Source organism: Pseudomonas sp. COR18 (assembly GCF_048568395.1).
GTDB classification, from domain to species: domain Bacteria; phylum Pseudomonadota; class Gammaproteobacteria; order Pseudomonadales; family Pseudomonadaceae; genus Aquipseudomonas; species Aquipseudomonas fuscovaginae_B.
Map to the genome: position 1 here is coordinate 5,739,356 of NZ_CP183808.1, position 17,838 is coordinate 5,757,193.

18 protein-coding genes are annotated in these 17,838 nt (G+C 64.5%); 14 read left to right on the forward strand and 4 right to left on the reverse strand.

Annotated features, from left to right (window positions below; genetic code table 11):
* Positions 1-13 precede the first annotated feature (13 nt).
* Entirely contained in the window at positions 14-577 is a 564-nt protein-coding gene (locus ACM62G_RS26395) for a LysE family translocator (protein WP_419735961.1), read from the reverse strand.
* A 148-nt stretch (positions 578-725) separates the two neighbouring features.
* Here ACM62G_RS26395 and ACM62G_RS26400 point away from each other — a divergent pair, with 148 nt between their 5' ends.
* Positions 726-1,178: an Lrp/AsnC family transcriptional regulator gene (locus ACM62G_RS26400; RefSeq protein WP_419735962.1), complete on the forward strand. Its 453-nt coding sequence runs from the start codon at positions 726-728 to the stop codon at positions 1,176-1,178.
* A 37-nt stretch (positions 1,179-1,215) separates the two neighbouring features.
* On the opposite strand, the gene ACM62G_RS26405 is transcribed toward ACM62G_RS26400, so the two are convergent.
* Both ACM62G_RS26405 and ACM62G_RS26410 read right to left on the reverse strand, forming a co-directional pair.
* Positions 1,216-1,761 carry a VOC family protein gene (locus ACM62G_RS26405; protein WP_054060463.1) on the reverse strand — a complete coding sequence of 182 codons (546 nt, stop codon included), beginning with the start codon at positions 1,759-1,761 and terminating at the stop codon, positions 1,216-1,218.
* 58 nt (positions 1,762-1,819) lie between these two features.
* The gene (locus ACM62G_RS26410) at positions 1,820-2,572 is read right to left on the reverse strand and encodes an SDR family NAD(P)-dependent oxidoreductase (RefSeq protein WP_419735963.1); all 753 of its coding nucleotides are present in this window, start codon (positions 2,570-2,572) and stop codon (positions 1,820-1,822) included.
* A gap of 108 nt (positions 2,573-2,680) precedes the next feature.
* On the opposite strand from ACM62G_RS26410, the gene ACM62G_RS26415 reads away from it, so the two are divergent.
* From ACM62G_RS26415 to argE, 10 genes are all read left to right on the forward strand, one after another.
* Positions 2,681-3,598 carry a LysR family transcriptional regulator gene (locus ACM62G_RS26415; protein ID WP_273820900.1) on the forward strand — a complete coding sequence of 306 codons (918 nt, stop codon included), beginning with the start codon at positions 2,681-2,683 and terminating at the stop codon, positions 3,596-3,598.
* A 150-nt stretch (positions 3,599-3,748) separates the two neighbouring features.
* Entirely contained in the window at positions 3,749-4,153 is a 405-nt protein-coding gene (locus tag ACM62G_RS26420; protein WP_054060466.1) for a nuclear transport factor 2 family protein, read from the forward strand.
* 210 nt (positions 4,154-4,363) lie between these two features.
* Positions 4,364-5,857: an aldehyde dehydrogenase gene (locus tag ACM62G_RS26425; protein WP_419735964.1), complete on the forward strand. Its 1,494-nt coding sequence runs from the start codon at positions 4,364-4,366 to the stop codon at positions 5,855-5,857.
* A 270-nt stretch (positions 5,858-6,127) separates the two neighbouring features.
* On the forward strand, positions 6,128-7,051 hold the full coding sequence (locus ACM62G_RS26430) for an ABC transporter substrate-binding protein (RefSeq protein ID WP_416773502.1): 924 nt from the start codon (positions 6,128-6,130) through the stop codon (positions 7,049-7,051).
* A 15-nt stretch (positions 7,052-7,066) separates the two neighbouring features.
* Complete coding sequence (locus ACM62G_RS26435; protein WP_054060467.1) at positions 7,067-7,870, forward strand: ABC transporter permease; 804 nt, start codon at positions 7,067-7,069, stop codon at positions 7,868-7,870.
* Positions 7,858-8,691 (forward strand): ABC transporter ATP-binding protein, encoded by an 834-nt coding sequence (locus tag ACM62G_RS26440; RefSeq protein ID WP_273820898.1) that lies wholly within the window; start codon positions 7,858-7,860, stop codon positions 8,689-8,691. Before ACM62G_RS26435 ends, ACM62G_RS26440 begins: the two co-directional genes overlap by 13 nt.
* 192 nt (positions 8,692-8,883) lie before the next feature.
* Complete coding sequence (locus ACM62G_RS26445; protein WP_419735965.1) at positions 8,884-10,203, forward strand: flavin-containing monooxygenase; 1,320 nt, start codon at positions 8,884-8,886, stop codon at positions 10,201-10,203.
* A 57-nt stretch (positions 10,204-10,260) separates the two neighbouring features.
* A complete protein-coding gene (locus tag ACM62G_RS26450) occupies positions 10,261-10,677 on the forward strand; it encodes a RidA family protein (RefSeq protein ID WP_419735966.1) in 417 nt (138 codons plus the stop codon).
* A 12-nt stretch (positions 10,678-10,689) separates the two neighbouring features.
* The gene (locus ACM62G_RS26455) at positions 10,690-11,367 is read left to right on the forward strand and encodes a DUF1028 domain-containing protein (protein ID WP_054060471.1); all 678 of its coding nucleotides are present in this window, start codon (positions 10,690-10,692) and stop codon (positions 11,365-11,367) included.
* On the forward strand, positions 11,364-12,521 hold the full coding sequence (gene argE, locus ACM62G_RS26460; RefSeq protein WP_273820896.1) for an acetylornithine deacetylase: 1,158 nt from the start codon (positions 11,364-11,366) through the stop codon (positions 12,519-12,521). The genes ACM62G_RS26455 and argE overlap by 4 nt, the downstream gene beginning before the upstream one ends.
* 48 nt (positions 12,522-12,569) lie before the next feature.
* Here the strand turns inward: argE and ACM62G_RS26465 are convergent, their stop codons facing one another.
* On the reverse strand, positions 12,570-13,481 hold the full coding sequence (locus tag ACM62G_RS26465) for a LysR family transcriptional regulator (RefSeq protein WP_273820895.1): 912 nt from the start codon (positions 13,479-13,481) through the stop codon (positions 12,570-12,572).
* A 259-nt stretch (positions 13,482-13,740) separates the two neighbouring features.
* On the opposite strand from ACM62G_RS26465, the gene ACM62G_RS26470 reads away from it, so the two are divergent.
* From ACM62G_RS26470 to ACM62G_RS26480, 3 genes are all read left to right on the forward strand, one after another.
* On the forward strand, positions 13,741-15,348 hold the full coding sequence (locus tag ACM62G_RS26470; protein WP_419735967.1) for a GMC family oxidoreductase: 1,608 nt from the start codon (positions 13,741-13,743) through the stop codon (positions 15,346-15,348).
* Between the two features lie 119 nt (positions 15,349-15,467).
* The gene (locus ACM62G_RS26475) at positions 15,468-16,319 is read left to right on the forward strand and encodes a helix-turn-helix transcriptional regulator (protein ID WP_273820893.1); all 852 of its coding nucleotides are present in this window, start codon (positions 15,468-15,470) and stop codon (positions 16,317-16,319) included.
* A gap of 106 nt (positions 16,320-16,425) precedes the next feature.
* Positions 16,426-17,808, forward strand: coding sequence for an aspartate aminotransferase family protein (locus ACM62G_RS26480; protein WP_419735968.1), 1,383 nt, complete (start codon positions 16,426-16,428; stop codon positions 17,806-17,808).
* The last annotated feature ends 30 nt before the right edge of the window (positions 17,809-17,838 follow it).

The following is a 17,838-nucleotide window of genomic DNA, read 5'->3' on the forward strand; positions in this document are numbered from 1 at the left end:
CAGGTGTTACGAGCTACACACTCGTCAACCGCAAAATCGCCGGCAGGGTCGCCAACAGCAGCGTCACCGCCATCCCCGCATTGAAGACCAGCGCGAACCGTGGCCGGGTCAGCAACCGGCGAAACGCCACCCCACCCACCGCCCAGATGCCCACGCAAGGAATCGACAACGCCGTCAGCAGCGCCGCCGCGATGCAGAGATTCACCACGTGGTTTTCCACGGGAATGTAGGTCGCTGCCGCACTGATCGACAGTGCCCAGGCCTTGGGGTTGATCCACTGGAACACCGCGCCACCCACGAAGCCCATCGGCGGACGGCTGTCCTGATGCAGTTCCAGCGGACCGCTGCTGGCGATCTTCCAGGCGAGCCAGACGATGTAACCGGCTCCCAGCATCGCGAGCAGGGTATGGATGACCGGCACCGCTTCGAACAACTCGCCCAGGCCCAGCCCGAGAATCGCGAACTGCACGCCCACCCCGAGGGCGATACCGGCCACCAGTGGCAGGGTGCGCCAGACGCCAACCCGCGCACCCGATACCAGCACCATGGCATTGTTCGGGCCGGGGGTGCCGGTCATGACCACACCAAAAAGCAGAAACGCGACAAGCACCGTGAGATCCGTCATGAACACCTTCAACGAGCGGTAAAAGAAGGTGGCTATTTTATTGTTTGAATCGCGCACATTGGTTGCATAATGATGTGTGGATTTGGCTTTGGTGCAATAAATGACAGATATTGACAAAATTGACCGAAAAATATTGCGTGAGCTTTCCCGGGATGCGCGGCAGACCAATGTGAAGCTCGCCGAGCGGGTGGGATTGTCTGCTTCGGCGTGCCTGCGGCGGGTGCAGGAGCTGGAGCGCTCGGGTGTGATCACCGGCTACCGGGCGGTGATCGACAGGAGCAGGCTGGGCGCCGGCTTTGTCGTCTACGTGACGGTCGGGCTGTCCAATCACACCAGGGAAAGCCTCAAGGCATTCGAGCAAGCGATCAGCCAGTCGCCGGATGTCGTGGAGTTTCACACCATCACCGGCTCCATTGAGTACCTGTTGCGGGTCGAGGTCGCGGACATCAAGGCCTACAAGGCCTTTCACACCGATGTGCTGGGGGTGCTGCCGCACGTCTCGTCGATCACCAGCCATATCGTGATGGATTCGCCGAAGAACGAACGCCCTTGAACCAGAGCGCTTGCGATCCGCATCGGCGCTGTTTTGGTCAATTGGCCGGCAGCGACACCAGCTCGATCTGCGAACCCCATGGCGTCAGGAAGTAGAACCACTGCACGCCATCGGGGTTGGTAATCGGCTCGTTCAGCACCTTCAGGCCCCTGGCCTTGATCACGGCCAGGCTGCGAGCCATGTCTTGGATCCGCAGGGCGAAGTGAGTGGCGCCGATGTCGTCCTCATGGGGTTGCAGGTGGTTGATCTTTGGCCCCTTGTACTGGAACAGCTCCACCTTGGCGCCGCCTTCCAGTTGCAGCATGACGAAGCGTTCCAGTTCGCTGGACTGATTCCAGCGGAACTGCTTCTTCCACTCAGCCGGAAGGGCACCCGGACGAATGTCCGAGATCACTTGGGCACCCACCAGGTCGGTGAAGAGTTTCACCGCCGAGTCGATGTCGGGTACGTTCATGCCAACGTGGTCGATGGCCGAAACCTGCAGCGCCTCAGGGGTGGTTGCCGGAGTGCCGGCTGTGGCGGCCTGGGCCATCGAGACCAGGGCCAGGGACAGTGTCAACAGGGCAATTTTTGCTGTTTTCACGGGATATTCCTTGGGATGTAGGGTGACGAGGCCGCAGTGGCTGCGGCCTCCGTGCGGATCAGATCTGCGCCTGGCCACCGTCGACAAACAGCTCGGTACCGTTGACGAAGCTCGCGTCGCTCGAGGCCAGGAACAGTGCGGCACTGGCGATCTCTTCCGGCTCACCCACGCGTCCCTGCGGAATCTGCGAGGCCAGGTAGTCGAGCAGGCCTTGCTGCTGCGCCGCATCCGGGCCGGCCAGGTCGACCAGGCCAGGCGTACGGGTGGCGCCAGGGCTGATGGTGTTGACGCGCACGTTGCGGTCCTTCAGATCGAGGATCCAGTTGCGGGCGAACGAGCGCACGGCAGCCTTGGAGGCGGCGTACACGCTGAAGGCCGGGGTGCCGGAACTGGCGGCGGTGGAGCCGGTGAGGATCACCGAGGCGTTGTTGGCCAGCAGCGGCAGGGCCTTCTGCACGGTGAACAGCACGCCCTTGACGTTGCGGTCGAAGGTGTCGTCGTAGTGCTCTTCGGTGATTTGCCCCAGTGGCAGCATCGAGCCGCCGCCGGCGTTGGCGAACAGCACGTCGATGTAGCCGCGCTCGGCCTGGATGCGCTGGTAGAGGGCGTCGAGCTGGTCGAGGCGGGTCGAGTCGACCTGCACGCCAGTGGCGTTGCCGACCTGGGCCACGGCGGCGTCCAGTTCGGCCTGGCGGCGGCCGGTGATGTAGACGTGGGCGCCTTCCTGGGCGAAGCGTTTGGCGGTGGCCAGGCCGATGCCGGTGGTGCCGCCGGTGACGACTGCGATTTTGCCTTCAAGTTTGCCGATCATGGTGTTTCTCCCGTTGGGTAGGTGATGTGTTGCGAGATGGGAAAAGCTTATCGACGGGCTGATCTTTTCAAAATAGAATTGTCTGAAACCTATCGTTGTAGAAATGAAATGAGCAAATTGCCCGATTTTGAGGGCCTGGCGATGTTCGCCAAGGTCGCTGAAGAAGGATCGTTCGCTGCTGCCGCCCGGGTCATGGGGGTGTCGGTGCCGACGGTGTCGCGTGCGGTCGCCAGGCTGGAGGAGCGCTTGGGTGGCCGGTTGTTCAACCGTACCTCGCGCCAGTTGTCGCTGACCGAGTTCGGCCTGAGCATGGCGGCGAAGGCTGGCGACATCTACCGCCAGGCCGAGGAGGTGGAAAGCGAAGCGCAGGAGCTGTCGGTGCAGCCACGCGGGCAGGTACGCCTGGCGATCCCGATGTCGTTCGGCCTGCGCTGGGTCGCGCCGCTGATGCCGGAACTGATCCGGCGCTTCCCCGAACTGTCGGTCGACCTGCATCTGTCCGATGCCTCGGTGGACCTGATCGCCGAGGGTTTCGATGCCGCGCTGCGGATCGCCGCGTTGCCGGATTCCTCGCTCGTCGCCCGCCGGCTGTGTGCCGTGACCCAGTTCCTGGTGGCGTCGCCTGCCTATCTGGAGCAACACGGTCAGCCACGGCATCCAAGGGAACTGGCCAACCGGCGGTGCCTCAGTTATGCCTACCGGGCCCGCACCCAGGTCTGGCGGTTCAGCCACGACAAGGGGGCTGAAGAAGATGTCGTTCCCAGCGGGCCGCTGCGGGTGACCAACTCCGACGCGATGATTCCGGTGCTGCTGGAAGGACTGGCGATCGCCGAATTGCCGGAGTTCATCGCCAGTGAATACCTTGCCGATGGTCGCCTGGTGCGCCTGCTGCCGGAATGGAGCATGACCCGTGGCGGCTTGTATTTCGTCACGCCGTCGGCACGTACGCGGCCGGTGAAGATCAGGGCGCTATCGGACTTTTTCGCCGAGCATCTCAGTGAACCTGCCTGGCGCTGGCCCAGGTAGAGCAGGGGCCATGATCGCGACTTTCGTTTCATAAATGAAAAGATGGATTTCTATCTTTAATGTTTTTGCTAGAAAGGGCCTTCGCTAGAGTGGAGGGCGTCGCCGCCGGTCACTGGCGGTAAACGAATCGACCACTCGAGGATTCCTCCGATGAAAACTGCCGTGCAACTCTTCCAGAACTACCTGGACGCCATCCAGAACCCCCGCGCCGCGGCCGAACTGTTCGCCGAGGACGGCGCCCTGGAAATTCCCTACCTGAAATCGCTGGGCATCACCGACCGTGTCGAGGGCCCGGAGCAGATCGAGGCCTTCATCGCCTCACTGCTGAACAAGGTTCCGGCGTTCAAGTTCCGTCGTATCCGCTTCCTGATCGATACCCCGGACCAGGCCTTTGCCGAGTACGACGTCGAGGCGCCGGTGCCGGCCACCGGGCGCATCTACCGCCAGTCCTACGCCGGTCGGCTGGTGGCCCGTGACGGCAGGATCCAGTTGCTGCGCGAGTCGCTGGACACCGTCGCCGCCGCCACCGCCTTCGCGCCTCGCGATGCCGTCTGATCGCCTTTCGCGATTCCGCAGGGCCTGGTTGCGCAACAACCCGTGGGGCCGGCCGGTCCGGCTACGTCTGTAAGGCCTTAGCTTTTTCCTGTTCAGGCAACAGGAAAAAGCTGGTTTCGCCGCGCGCCGGGTTCCCACCAGAATGCACTCCGACCCCGGGAGTACGTCGAGTGACGGCCCCGGATACACCACGCAACGCCTGGAGTGCGTATGAACGACCTCGACTATTGGCAGCAGCGGGCCGCCGGCCTGAGTTTTTGCGACAAGGCCCTGATCGATGGCCGGCCGGTCAGCGCCGCCGATCGTGCAACGTTCGACGCCATCAACCCGGCCACCCACCAATTGCTGGCCCGCGTGGCGTCCTGTGGCCAGGCCGAGGTCGACCTGGCGGTCAGCAATGCCCGTCGAGCCTTCGAGCAGGGGCCCTGGGCACGCATGGCGCCGGGTGAGCGCAAGAGAGTGATGCTGCGCCTGGCCGAACTGATCATGGCCAACCGTGAAGAGTTGGCCCTGCTGGACTCGCTGAACATGGGCAAGCCGGTCATGGATGCCTACAACATCGACGTGCCGGGTTCGGCTCACGTCTTCGCCTGGTATGGCGAGGCGCTCGACAAGCTGTATGACCAGGTCGCGCCGACCGCGCCCAATGTGCTGGCGACCATCACCCGCGAAGCCCTGGGAGTGGTGGCGGCCGTGGTGCCGTGGAACTTCCCGCTGGACATGGCCGCCTGGAAGCTGGCGCCGGCACTGGCCGCCGGTAACAGCGTGGTGCTCAAGCCCGCCGAGCAGTCGCCATTCTCCGCGCTGCGCCTGGCCGAACTGGCCCTGGAAGCGGGGCTGCCGCCAGGCGTGCTCAACGTGGTGCCGGGCCTGGGCGAAAACGCCGGACGGGCGCTGGGCCTGCACCCGGACGTGGATTGCCTGGTGTTTACCGGTTCGACCCGGGTCGGCAAGTACTTCATGCAGTATTCCGCCCAGTCGAACCTCAAGCAGGTGTGGCTCGAGTGTGGCGGCAAGAGCGCCAATCTGGTGTTCGACGATTGCCGGGACCTGGACCTGGCGGCGCAGAAGGCCGCGTTCGGGATCTTCTTCAACCAGGGCGAGGTCTGCTCGGCCAACTCGCGACTGTATGTGCAGCGCTCGATTCACGACGAGTTCGTCGAGCGTCTGCACGCCCAGGCCCGCCAGTGGTTGCCCGGCAATCCCCTGGATCCGGCCAGCCGCGCCGGTGCGATAGTCGACGCCGGGCAGAGCGCGCGAATCGTCCAGGCCATCGACCTGGCGCGCGAGGAGGGCGCCCGGCTGGTGTGTGGCGGCCGGCGCCTGACCATCGACGGCTCGGACAACTTCATCGAACCGACCATTTTCGCGAACGTCGACAGCCGGATGAGCCTGGCCCGCGAGGAGATCTTCGGCCCGGTGCTGGCGATCAGTGCGTTCGACAGCGAGGAGCAGGCGGTGCGTCTGGCCAACGACAGCATCTATGGCCTGGCGGCTTCGGTCTGGAGTGATGACCTCAATCGTGCGCACCGGGTTGCGCGGGCGCTGAAGGCCGGTACGGTGTCGGTGAACACGGTCGATGCGCTGGATGTGACGGTTCCGTTCGGCGGGGGCAGGCAATCGGGTTTCGGGCGCGATCTGTCGCTGCATTCGTTCGACAAGTACACCCAGCTCAAGACCACCTGGTTCCAACTGCGTGGTTGAAACAGCCGTTATGTTTTTCCTATATCCACTCCATATATTTGATGCTTTCTGAGTAGGTATTCCTGAGGGAATATTGAAACACCACAGTGACAAGTTGCCGCCGGCTCTTTCGAAGCGGGCGCGATGCAATCCTCTTTTGGCCCATGGCCGGTACTGCCAGATAAATAACAACCAACCCAATAGGCAGCGGGAGTGCGTTTAATCATGTCAAACATCTTGCGTGGACTTTCCTTTCGTAAAACTCTCCTGGTTTCGGCACTGGCCGTGGGCATGGCCGGTACCGCGCAGGCGGGGTCGTTGTCCATCGGTCACACCACCTGGGTCGGCTACGGTACCTTGTACCTGGCGCGCGATCTGGGCTACTTCAAGGAGCAGGGGCTGGACGTCACCTTGACCACCATGGAAGAAGCGTCGATGTACATGGCCGCCCAGGCTTCGGGCAAGCTTTCGGGCTCCGCCTCGACCATCGACGAGATTCTCAAGTACCGCAGCAAGGACTTCTGCTTCCGGGCGGTCGCCGCTCTCGATGAAAGCCACGGTGGCGACGGGGTGCTGGTGGGCAAGGACGTCACCAGCCTCAAGGACCTCAAGGGCAAGCCCATCGCCGTGAACGAGGGCTCGGTGTCGCAGTTCTGGCTGTCGTATCTGCTCAAGCAGAACGGCATGAGCCTGGCTGATCTGGATGTGCAGAACATGACGGCTGACGATGCCGCCACCGCGTTCATCGCCGGCCGCGTGCCGGCCGCAGTGACCTGGGAGCCACACCTGTCGCTGGTGCGTGAAAAGGGCCAGGGCAAGGTCCTGGTCGACAGCAGTGCCACGCCGGGGGTGATCGTCGATGTGGTCGCGCTGTCGTGCGATGTGATCGACCGGCAACCCAACGATGTCAAGGCGCTGGTCAAGGGGCTGTACAAGGCCGTGCAGTACACCCATGACCACCCGGAAGAAGCCTACAAGATCATGGCCAAGGGCGTGGGTGGCTACCTGGCCGACCCCAAGGAACTGGCCGCGGCCGCCAAGGGCGTGCGTTTCTATGACCAGGCCATGAGCGAGGCCTTGCTGGGCACACCAGGCAAGCAAGGCGAGATCGCCGGCATCATCCGCCTGGCCGACGACACCTGGAGCAGCCTGCAGAACAAGACCCTGGACGTTTCCTACGGCGACCTGGTCGACACCCGTTTCGTCAAGCAATAAGGCGGAGGCTCCCTGATGATCGATCGTCAATCCTGGGTCAGTCGCTGCCTGACCCCGAAAGTCGAGCTGCCGGCAGCCCTGGTGTTCAGCACCAGTGCGCTGGGCTGGCTGCTGGTGTTCGGCCTCTGGGCCGGGCTGTCCTACGGCGGTGTGGTGCCGTCGATGTTTCTGCCCACGCCAGGGGCGGTGGTCGAGGCGGGTCTGCGCCTGGCCGCCGACGGCACCCTGGGCAAGCACGTGCTGGCCAGCGTCGAGGTGGTGCTGATCGGCTTTGCCGTGTCCTCGCTGGTCGCCGTGCCGCTGGGGTTGCTGATGGGCAGCTTCCGGGTGGTGCAGGCGTTCCTCGAGCCGCTGGTGAACTTCATCCGCTACCTGCCGGTGACGTCCTTCGTGCCGCTGTTCATCCTCTGGATCGGCATCGGCCTGGAACAGCGGGTCGCGGTGATCATCTTCGGTACCTTCTTCCAGCAGTTGGTGATGGTGGCCGACGTGTCCAAGGGCGTCTCCAGGGACCTGATCAACGCCTCCTACACCCTCGGTTCCAGCCGTCGCGACGTGATCGTGCATGTGCTCGGCCCGGCTTCGCTGCCGGGCGTGCTCGACACCTTGCGGGTGACCATGGGCTGGGCCTGGACCTACCTGGTCGTCGCCGAACTGGTCGCCGCCTCCAGCGGCCTGGGCTACATCAGCCTCAAGGCGATGCGCGGCTTTCAGGTCGACGTGATTTTCCTCGCTATCGCGGTCATCGGCCTGCTCGGCCTGCTGACCGATCAACTGTTCCGGGTGCTTCGGCTCAAGGTGGTGTCATGGGCGCAGTAACTGCAATGCAAATGCCGGTCAACCCGGTGAAACAGCCGGTGGGTGCGCAGCCGCGGCTGCAGGTGGATCAGGTCTGCCTGCGCTACCGCAGCCCTGACGGCAATATCTTCACCGCCCTGGAGAACGTCTCGCTGAACGTGCCGGACCAGCAGTTCGCCGTACTGGTGGGGCCTTCCGGCTGTGGCAAGTCCAGCCTGCTCTACCTCACGGCCGGGCTGGCCGAACCGACCTCCGGCAAGATCCATGTCGGCGGGCAACAGGTGCGGGGGCCTGGCGCGGACCGCGGCATGGTGTTCCAGAGCTATACGCTGTTTCCCTGGCTGAGCGTGCGCGACAACATCGCCTTTGGCCTCAAGCGCAAGGGCATGGCCGCCCGGGAGCGCAAGGAGATCGTCGATTACTACCTCGACGAAGTCGGCCTGACGGCTTTCGCCGAGCGTTATCCCAAGCAGCTCTCGGGCGGCATGATGCAACGGGTGGCCATCGCCCGGGCCTTGGCCAACGACCCGCAGATCCTGCTGATGGACGAGCCTTTCGGCGCGCTCGACAGCCAGACCCGCATGCAGATGCAGCAACTGTTGCTCAGGGTCTGGGAGCACAGCAAGAAAACCGTGGTGTTCGTCACCCACGATATCGACGAGGCCATCCTGCTTGGCGACCGGGTCTACGTGATGGGCGCACGACCGGGGCGGATCAAGCGCGAACTCGATGTGCCGATGCCGCGCCCGCGTGACATGGACATGGTGATGGAACGCGAATTCATCGAGATGAAACGCGACATCCTCGGCCTGCTGCATGACGACTTGCAAGTTGCCCATTGAGGGGGAACTTCCAAACCTGTTTCACGGGTTTGGAAGTTGTTTTATCCGACTGTCTGGCGATATCGAATAATTATAGTCAGGCACAAGTTTAATAATAATTTACCGATGACCAGGCGCTACTTAATCTGCTGCAGCCGGCTCGCAACTACTGTTCATTCAAATACACCAAAGTCCTGGTGAAGGATATAACTCATGTCATTGGATAACATTGAAATCGATACCCTCGTGGTGGGTGCCGGCCAGGCCGGTGTGGCCATGAGCGAACACTTGAGCAAACAGGGTGTGCCTCACCTGGTGCTGGAACGCAGCCGCATTGCCGAAGCCTGGCGCACCGGCCGCTGGGACTCGCTGGTGGCCAACGGACCCGCCTGGCATGACCGTTTCCCGGGGCTGCAATTCGACATCGATCCCGATGGCTTTGCCGGCAAGGATCAGGTGGCGGCCTACTTCGAGACCTACGCGAAAAAGATCAACGCTCCGATCCACACCGGTGTCGAGGTCAAGCGTGTGACGCGTCATGCGGGGCGTCCGGGCTTCACGGTGGAGACCTGTTCAGGCACGATCCGTGCGCAGCGCGTGGTCGCGGCGACCGGTCCGTTCCAGAAACCGGTGATTCCGGCCATCGCCCCCAGGGATGAGCGCCTGTACCAGATCCACTCGGCCCAGTACTTCAACCCGCAGCAACTGCCGGAAGGGGCGGTGCTGGTGGTCGGTGCCGGTTCGTCGGGTGTACAGATCGCCGACGAACTGCAGCGCGCCGGCAAGCAGGTCTATCTCTCGGTCGGCCCGCACGATCGTCCGCCGCGTGCCTACCGCAACCGCGACTTCTGCTGGTGGCTGGGCGTGCTCGGGCTGTGGGACACCGAGACCATGCAGGCCGGCCGCGAACACGTGACCATCGCCGTCAGTGGCGCCCGAGGCGGCCATACCGTGGATTTCCGTCGCCTGGCCCAGGCTGGCATGATCCTGGTCGGGCTGACCGAGTCCTTCAACGGCAGCACGGTGACGTTCAGGCAGGACCTGGTCGACAACCTCGACAAGGGCGATGAAAGCTACCTGGCTCTGCTCGACGCCGCGGATGCCTACATCGAACGCAACGGCCTGGACCTGCCGCCGGAGCCGAGCGCCCGTGAGCGCGTCGGCGATTCGCCCTGCATCACCCGGCCACTGCGTGAGCTGAACCTGGCCGAGGCCGGGGTGAGCTCGATCATCTGGGCCACCGGCTACGCCGTCGACTACGACTGGCTGCAGGTCGACACCTTCGACGACAAGGGCAAGCCACAGCACCAGCGCGGTGTCGGCAGGGAGCCGGGGATCTACTTCGTCGGCCTGCCGTGGTTGTCGCGTCGCGGTTCGGCGTTCATCTGGGGCGTGTGGCACGACGCCCGGCATGTGGCCGGCCACATCGCCACCCAGCGTTCCTACCAGGACTACGAGGACGCCGCCCAGCGCCAGGCGGCCGGTGCCCTGTCCGTCGCCAGCGCGCCCGTGCCCCAGGTCGCCACCGCCTGATCAACCCCGCCAGGCGCGCCCCCGGGGCGTGCCTCGCCCTTTTCGAGGAAACCTGCAATGGCCACACCGACGCACACCCGTATCCGCATGTTCAATACCAAGGAAACCTACCCCAACCAGACCCTGGACAACGACCTGTGCCAGGCTGTGCGCGCCGGCAACACGGTGTACGTGCGCGGCCAGGTCGGCACCGATTTCGCCGGCAACCTGGTGGGCCTGGGGGATCCGGCCGCGCAGGCCGAGCAGGCGATGAAGAACGTCAAGCAACTGCTGGAAGAGGCGGGCAGCGATCTGTCGCACATCGTCAAGACCACCACCTACATCATCGATCCGCGCTACCGCGAGCCGGTCTACCGGGAAGTCGGCAAATGGCTCAAGGGCGTGTTCCCGATTTCCACGGGGCTGGTGGTGTCGGGCCTGGCCCAGCCGCAGTGGCTGATGGAAATCGACGTGATCGCCGTGATTCCCGGCTGACGGAGCCTTGCCATGACCTTTTCCATCGTCGCCCGGTGCGAAAGCACCGGCCAGTTCGGCATCGCCATCAGCTCGTCGAGCATTGCCGTCGGCGCCCGTTGCCCCTGGCTGCGTCCCGGCGTGGGCGCGGTGGCCTCGCAGAACATCACCTTGCCGGCATTGGGGCCGGAAGCCCTGGATGAGCTTGAGCAGGGCCTTTCTCCTGCCCAGGCGCTGGACCGGGTGCTGACGCGCAACGGCTACAGCCAGTACCGGCAGATCACCGTCATCGACCACCTGGGGCGCACCGCGCATTTCAGTGGCAGTGAAACCCTCGGCGTGAACAACGCCGTGAGCGGTGAACAGTGCGTGGCGGCCGGCAACATGCTGGCCAGCCCGGCGGTGATCGAGGCGATGGTCCGCAGCTTCGAGCAGGCCGAGGGCCAGTTGGCCGATCGCCTGCTGGCGGCGATGCAGGCCGGACTGGGCGAGGGCGGTGAAGCCGGTCCCGTGCATTCGGCGGCGCTGGTGGTGGTCGGCGAGCTGCTCTGGCCGATCGTCAACCTGCGCGTCGACTGGGCCGATGAGGATCCGCTCGGCGAACTGGGCCAGCTGTGGCAAGCCTACCGTCCGCAGATGCAGGACTACATCGACCGCGCCCTGGACCCTTCGCGGGCGCCTGGCTACGGTGTGCCGGGAGATGATCGATGAGCCTCAGCCGCGAGTTGCTGGCGCGGCTGGTGGCGTTCGATACCACCAGCCGCGAGTCGAACCTGGCGCTGATCGGGTTCGTGCGCGACTACCTGGCCGAACTGGGTGTGCCCTGCGAACTGATTCACAACCCCGAGGGGAGCAAGGCCAACCTGTTCGCCACCATCGGCCCGGCGGATGTGCCGGGCATCGTCTTGTCCGGGCACACCGATGTGGTGCCGGTCGACGGCCAGGCCTGGACGTGTCCGCCGTTCGAGCTGACGGAGCGGGGCGGCAACCTCTATGGGCGCGGCACGGCGGACATGAAGGGCTATATCGCCTGTGTCCTGGCACTGGTGCCGGCGCTGGTCGACAGTGCCCTGCGCCTGCCGGTGCATATCGCCTTGTCCTATGACGAGGAGGTCGGTTGCCTCGGCGTGCGTTCGCTGATCGAGGTGTTGCGTGGGCGGGCGGTCAAGCCGCTGCTGTGCGTGATCGGCGAGCCGACGCAGCTCAAGCCGGTGCTCGGGCACAAGGGCAAGCTCGCCATGCGTTGTGACGTGCAGGGCGCGGCCTGCCACTCGGCCTACGCGCCGCAAGGGGTCAATGCCATCGAGTATGCCGCCCGGCTGATCGTCGAACTCGGTCGCCTGGGCGAAGCACTCAAATCTCCCGGCCAGCATGACGGGCGCTTCGATCCGCCGTTCTCCACGGTACAGACCGGCGTGATCCAGGGTGGCAAGGCCTTGAACATCGTGCCAGAGGATTGCCGGTTCGATTTCGAGGTGCGCGCCTTGCCGCAGATGGATCCCTGGCAAGTGGCCGAACAACTGCAGCGGTACGCGTCCGACACGCTGTTGCCGGCGATGCGCGCGGTCAGTACCCAGAGCGACATTCGCTTCACCGAGTTGTCGAGCTATCCGGGGCTGGCCACTTCGGTCGAGAGCCAGGCGGCCGGTTGGGTGGCGCAGTTCTGTGGTTCGCGCGAGTTCGGCACGGTGGCCTTTGGCACCGAAGGCGGGCTGTTCGACCAGGCGGGTATCCCGACCGTGGTCTGCGGGCCGGGCAGCATGGATCAGGGGCACAAGCCCGACGAGTTCGTCAGCCTGGCGCAGTTGCAGGCCTGTGACCAGATGCTGGAGCGGGTCCTGGCTTTCGCTTGTCAGGTCCGATGACGGCCCCATGCGGAGGTTGCGTCGGCAACCTCACGCCCCCTGCGGCACTCACTTCTGTAGCCGCGCCAACTCCTCGATGCAGTACTCCACGAACAGTTGCGCCGGCTTGGTCAGTTGCGAGCGTCTCGGCCAGGCGGCCGACAGGCCCGATCCCGTGACGGTCTCCGCCAGGGGGACGCAGGCCAGTTGCCTGCCGTCATAGGTGTAGTTGGAGAATGGTCGGGTGACCAGGATCGAAAAGCCGAAGCCCTGGGCGACCATGCCCCGGACCATCTCGATCGAGGGGGAACTGAAGGTGATGTGCGGGGTCAGGCCGCGCTCGGTGAAGATGCTGACGAAGTAGGTCCGGCTGGGCAGGGTCCCGAGCAGGATCATCGGTTCGAGGACCAGGTCATGTAGCGACACCTTGGCCTGATGGGCGAAGCGATGATCGGCCGGTAGCAGCGCATAGGGTTGTTGCGGGGGCATCAGCGGCGCGGTCTCGATGGTGTGATCCAGGTCGTGCTCGAAGAGCATCGCCAGGTCGATGCTGCCGCTGGTGAGTGCCTGGATCAGCTCCTGCTGTTCGCCATCGCGGATCCGGATCTCCACGCCCGGCCAGCGTTCGCGGAAGCCGGCGATGAGGCGCGGCAGGTACAGCGGCGCCACCGTCTCGTAGCAACCGATATCGATCTGTCCGGCCACCACATCGTTGTCGGCCAGGGCGTTCTGCTCGAACTCGTGCGCCATGCGCAGCAGCTCCTGGGCCTTGCGGTAGAAGCGGTTGCCGGCCGGGGTCAGCGACATGCCGCTGGCGTGCTGGCGGATGAACAGCTGGACGTTGAAGCTGTCCTCGAGCTGGCGGATGGCGGTCGAGACCGAAGGTTGCGCGATGTAGAGCTTGCGCGAGGCTTCGGCGACGCTGCCGCATTCGACGACGGCGGTGAAGTACTTCAACTGGCGAAGGTTATAGGCGGCCACGGAATCCTCTCATCTGACACCTTGCAGAACCTTATTCAAGCGCACCCCGATAGTGCGTGGTTATAAGTTTTTTCCGGGTAAGGCGGAACATTTTTACTCATTTCCCCCGAGATGCCGCCCCGGCACTATGAAGCGGCCCGATGCCGTCCGGCATCGAAGAACAACACCTACAGGGCAGGCACACCCGTTGCCCATCTGCCAGCAATCTTCATGCCTCGCGTGGTTCAGGCGCGAGCGCCATTGTCCAGGGGAATGTCTGATGAAGCAGTTCGATTACGTCATTGTGGGAGCCGGCTCGGCCGGTTGCGTGCTGGCCAACCGGCTGAGTGCCCACCCGGAAAACCGCGTCTGCCTGATTGAAAGCGGCAGCCATGACAACAGCGTGCGTATCCAGACACCGGCCGGGACCATCACCCTGTACAAGAGTCGCAAATACAGCTGGAACTTCTTCTCCACGCCACAGAAGCAGCTCAACAATCGGCGCCTGCACACCCCGCGGGGCAGGATGCTCGGCGGCTCCAGCTCGATGAACAGCATGATCTACATCCGCGGGCATGCCAGCGACTACGACCGCTGGGCCGCCGCGGGTTGCCCGGGGTGGGACTGGAACAGCCTGTTGCCGTATTTCAGGAAGTCCGAACGCAACCTGCTCGGCCAGGACCTGCACTATCACGGTACCCAGGGCGAGTTGTGCGTCGATGTGCCGCGCGACCCCAACCCGGTGTCACGGCTCTTCGTGCAGGCGGCCGAGCGCTGTGGCATTCGCCGCAACGATGACTTCAACGGCGCCCGTTTCGAAGGCTCGGGGCTGTACAACGTGACCCAGAAGGACGGCAGGCGGCTGTCGAGCTTTCGTGCCTTCGTGCAACCGGTGCGGCAGCGGCCGAACCTGACGGTGCTCACCGACTGCACGGTCAAGGGCGTGGTCTTCGATGGGCTGCGCGCGGTGGGGGTGCGTCTGCTCGATGCCCGCGGCGAGTCGGTGATCCGCGCCCGGCGCGAGGTGATTCTCAGCGCCGGAACCCTGGGCAGCGCGCAACTGTTGCTGGCTTCCGGGATCGGCCCGAAGGAGCAACTGATCGAGGCCGGGGTCACGCCGCTGCACGATCTGCCGGGTGTCGGCAAGAACCTGCAGGATCACCTCGACGGCCTGGTCACCGTGCGTTCGCCATCCCCCCGGACCCTGGGCTTTTCCCTGGGCGCCTTGCCGAGCATTCTCGCCGCGCCGTTTCGCTACCTGCTTGGCCGCAAGGGCTGGCTAACCACCAACTACGTCGAGGCGGGCGGTTTTGCCCGCACGCCGCTGGCGGGCGAACTGCCCGATGTGCAGTTTCACTTCGTGCCCGGCTACCGCAGCCATCGTGGTCGCCTGTTCGAGTGGGGGCATGGCTATGCGCTGCACACCTGCGTATTGCGTCCGCGCAGCATCGGCCAATTGCGCCTGCAACCGGGAGGGGCGCTGGCCATCGATTTCAACTTCCTGGCCGACGACGAGGATGCGCGGGTCCTGGTCGAGGGCCTGAAGCTGGCGCGGCAGATCCTTGCCGACCAGGGTTTCGAGGCGATTCGCGGGACCGAGATGTTGCCGGGCAGCCATGTGCAGTCCGATGAGCAACTGCTGGCCTATATCCGCAAGCACGCCGCCACGGTGTTTCATCCCGTGGGCACCTGCAAGATGGGCACCGACGCCATGAGCGTGGTCTGTCCGCAACTGAAGGTGCATGGCCTGGAGGGGCTGCGGGTGGCCGACGCGTCGATCATGCCGACCCTGATCAGTGGCAACACCAATGCGCCGTGCATCATGATCGGGGAAAAGGCGGCCGATCTGCTGCTGAGCGCACAAGGGAGCGGCCAGGCCGCGCTGTGACGGCTGAAACCCGCTCACCCCAAAGGGTGATAGGCCGGCACCTCCAGTGATGAGAAGATGCCCCTGGCCGAACACCACCACCGGTACCGGCATGCGCTGAACTGCAAAAGGCCGCCTCGATGGCAAGCAATCGACTGACCACCCAAGACTGGTACCGCCACATGGCCGACGTCACCTGTGTGATCGGCCAGCCAGGCTTCGTCGATGCCCTGTTCGCGGCGCTGTGCCACCTGGCCCCGAGCCAGGGCACCATGGTCTATCTGTTTCCGCGCCAGGGGCTGCCGTCGGCGTTGGCCGAGACCCGGGATGACGGGCCCTGGTTGCCCCAGGGCAGCATCCGCGAGTACATCGGCGGCCACTACCTGCTGTGCCCGTTCTACCGCGCGGCGATGGAAGGGGCGAGCGCCGGCTGCTACCGGTTGGCCGATGTGGCGCCGGACCATTTCAAGCGCAGCGAGTACTACCTGACGTTCTACCAGCACTCGCACCTGGAGGATGAGGTGAACTACCTCGTACCGCTGGGCACGGAACTGGTGATTGCCGTAGAGCTGGCCACCACGGCCACCTACCGTGCCAGCCAACTGCGCGACCTCCAGCGTGTGACCCCGTGGGTGCTGGCCGTGGTCAGCCAGCACTGGCGCCATCTGGAAGGCCAGGTGCTGGGCGGGCGTTTCGAGAGCGCGATCGAGCGACAGATCGGCCGTGCGCTGAACACCTTCGGGGCCTCGGTGCTGACCGAGCGCGAGTGCGCCATCGTGCAACTGCTGCTGCGGGGGCATTCGAGCAAGTCGCTGGCCCGACGCCTGGGCGTCGCCGAGGACACCATCAAGAGTCACCGCAAGAACATCTACGTGAAACTGGACATTTCCTCGCACTCGGAACTGTTCTCGCTGTTCATCAATTCCCTGGCCCTGGCCCGGGACGGTCTGGGCCAGGACCCACTGGCGCACTACCTTGATCACCGACACTGATGGATATCCCGCTGCAACGAGGGTCCTGGCCCGGATGAACACCGGCCATGGGCTTACGGCAGGCTGCTGCCTGGAAAAAGACCACAACGCGATAGGAGTCATGGCCATGAACGCCCCCGTTACCCCGCAACGTACCACCCGCGACTACCAGGCGGCCGACGCCGCGCACCACATTCATGCCTTCCTGGACCAGAAGGCCCTCAATGCCGAAGGCCCTCGGGTCATCGTGCGCGGGGAAGGCCTGCACCTGTGGGACAACGACGGCAAACGCTATCTGGACGGCATGTCCGGCCTGTGGTGCACGCAACTGGGCTACGGGCGCAAGGACCTGACCGCCGCGGCGGCGACCCAGATGGATCGGTTGGCGTACTACAACATGTTCTTCCACACCACCCACCCGGCGGTGGTCGAACTGTCCGAGCTGCTGTTCAGCCTGCTGCCCGGCCACTACAGCCACGCCATCTACACCAACTCCGGTTCCGAGGCCAACGAGGTGCTGATCCGTACCGTTCGCCGCTACTGGCAGGTGGTGGGCAAGCCGACGAAGAGGATCATGATCGGCCGTTGGAACGGCTACCACGGCTCGACCCTGGCGGCCACGGCCCTGGGCGGGATGAAGTTCATGCATGAGATGGGCGGGCTGATTCCGGATGTGACGCACATCGACGAGCCCTACTGGTATGCCCAGGGAGGCGAGTTGAGCCCGGCGGAGTTCGGCCGTCGCTGTGCGCTGCAACTGGAGGAGAAAATCCTCGAACTGGGAGCCGAGAACGTCGCCGGTTTTATCGCCGAGCCGTTCCAGGGGGCTGGCGGCATGATCTTCCCGCCGGAAAGCTACTGGCCGCAAATCCAGCGCATCTGCCGCCAGTACGACGTGCTGCTGTGCGCCGACGAGGTGATTGGCGGGTTTGGCCGCACAGGGGAGTGGTTCGCCCACCAGCACTTCGGTTTCGAGCCGGATACCCTGTCCATCGCCAAGGGCCTGACCTCCGGCTACATCCCCATGGGCGGCCTGGTGCTGGGCAGGCGTATCGCCGAAGCACTGGTGGAGCAGGGCGGGGTATTCGCCCACGGGCTGACCTATTCCGGCCACCCGGTGGCGGCAGCCGTGGCGATCGCCAACCTCAAGGCACTGCGCGACGAAGGTATCGTCAGCCGGGTGAAGGACGACACCGGTCCCTATCTGCAGCGTTGCCTGCGGGAGGTGTTCGAGCAGCATCCGCTGGTGGGCGAGGTGCAGGGCGCCGGGCTGGTGGCGGCGTTGCAGTTCGCCGAAGACAAGGCCAGCCGCAAGCGTTTCGCCAACGAAAACGACATCGCCTGGCGCTGCCGGACCATTGGCTTCGAAGAGGGCCTGATCATTCGCTCGACCCTGGGGCGGATGATCATGGCGCCGGCACTGGTGGCCGGGCGCAGTGAACTCGATGAGCTGGTCGAGAAGACCCGCATCGCCGTCGACCGTACCGCACAGGAACTGGGCCGCCTCTGAGCCCTGCCTGCCGCATGAGCGTTCGGGGTG

Coding starts and splice junctions, on each gene's coding strand:
- ACM62G_RS26425 (WP_419735964.1), top strand. CDS start 4,364: ATGAACGACCTCGACTATTGGCAGCAGCGGGCCGCCGGCCTGAGTTTT.
- ACM62G_RS26435 (WP_054060467.1), top strand. CDS start 7,067: ATGATCGATCGTCAATCCTGGGTCAGTCGCTGCCTGACCCCGAAAGTC.
- ACM62G_RS26400 (WP_419735962.1), top strand. CDS start 726: ATGACAGATATTGACAAAATTGACCGAAAAATATTGCGTGAGCTTTCC.
- ACM62G_RS26395 (WP_419735961.1), bottom strand. CDS start 577: ATGACCGGCACCCCCGGCCCGAACAATGCCATGGTGCTGGTATCGGGT.
- ACM62G_RS26470 (WP_419735967.1), top strand. CDS start 13,741: ATGAAGCAGTTCGATTACGTCATTGTGGGAGCCGGCTCGGCCGGTTGC.
- ACM62G_RS26410 (WP_419735963.1), bottom strand. CDS start 2,572: ATGATCGGCAAACTTGAAGGCAAAATCGCAGTCGTCACCGGCGGCACC.
- ACM62G_RS26475 (WP_273820893.1), top strand. CDS start 15,468: ATGGCAAGCAATCGACTGACCACCCAAGACTGGTACCGCCACATGGCC.
- ACM62G_RS26445 (WP_419735965.1), top strand. CDS start 8,884: ATGTCATTGGATAACATTGAAATCGATACCCTCGTGGTGGGTGCCGGC.
- ACM62G_RS26455 (WP_054060471.1), top strand. CDS start 10,690: ATGACCTTTTCCATCGTCGCCCGGTGCGAAAGCACCGGCCAGTTCGGC.
- ACM62G_RS26415 (WP_273820900.1), top strand. CDS start 2,681: ATGAGCAAATTGCCCGATTTTGAGGGCCTGGCGATGTTCGCCAAGGTC.
- ACM62G_RS26430 (WP_416773502.1), top strand. CDS start 6,128: ATGGCCGGTACCGCGCAGGCGGGGTCGTTGTCCATCGGTCACACCACC.
- argE (WP_273820896.1), top strand. CDS start 11,364: ATGAGCCTCAGCCGCGAGTTGCTGGCGCGGCTGGTGGCGTTCGATACC.
- ACM62G_RS26450 (WP_419735966.1), top strand. CDS start 10,261: ATGGCCACACCGACGCACACCCGTATCCGCATGTTCAATACCAAGGAA.
- ACM62G_RS26480 (WP_419735968.1), top strand. CDS start 16,426: ATGAACGCCCCCGTTACCCCGCAACGTACCACCCGCGACTACCAGGCG.
- ACM62G_RS26420 (WP_054060466.1), top strand. CDS start 3,749: ATGAAAACTGCCGTGCAACTCTTCCAGAACTACCTGGACGCCATCCAG.
- ACM62G_RS26440 (WP_273820898.1), top strand. CDS start 7,858: ATGGGCGCAGTAACTGCAATGCAAATGCCGGTCAACCCGGTGAAACAG.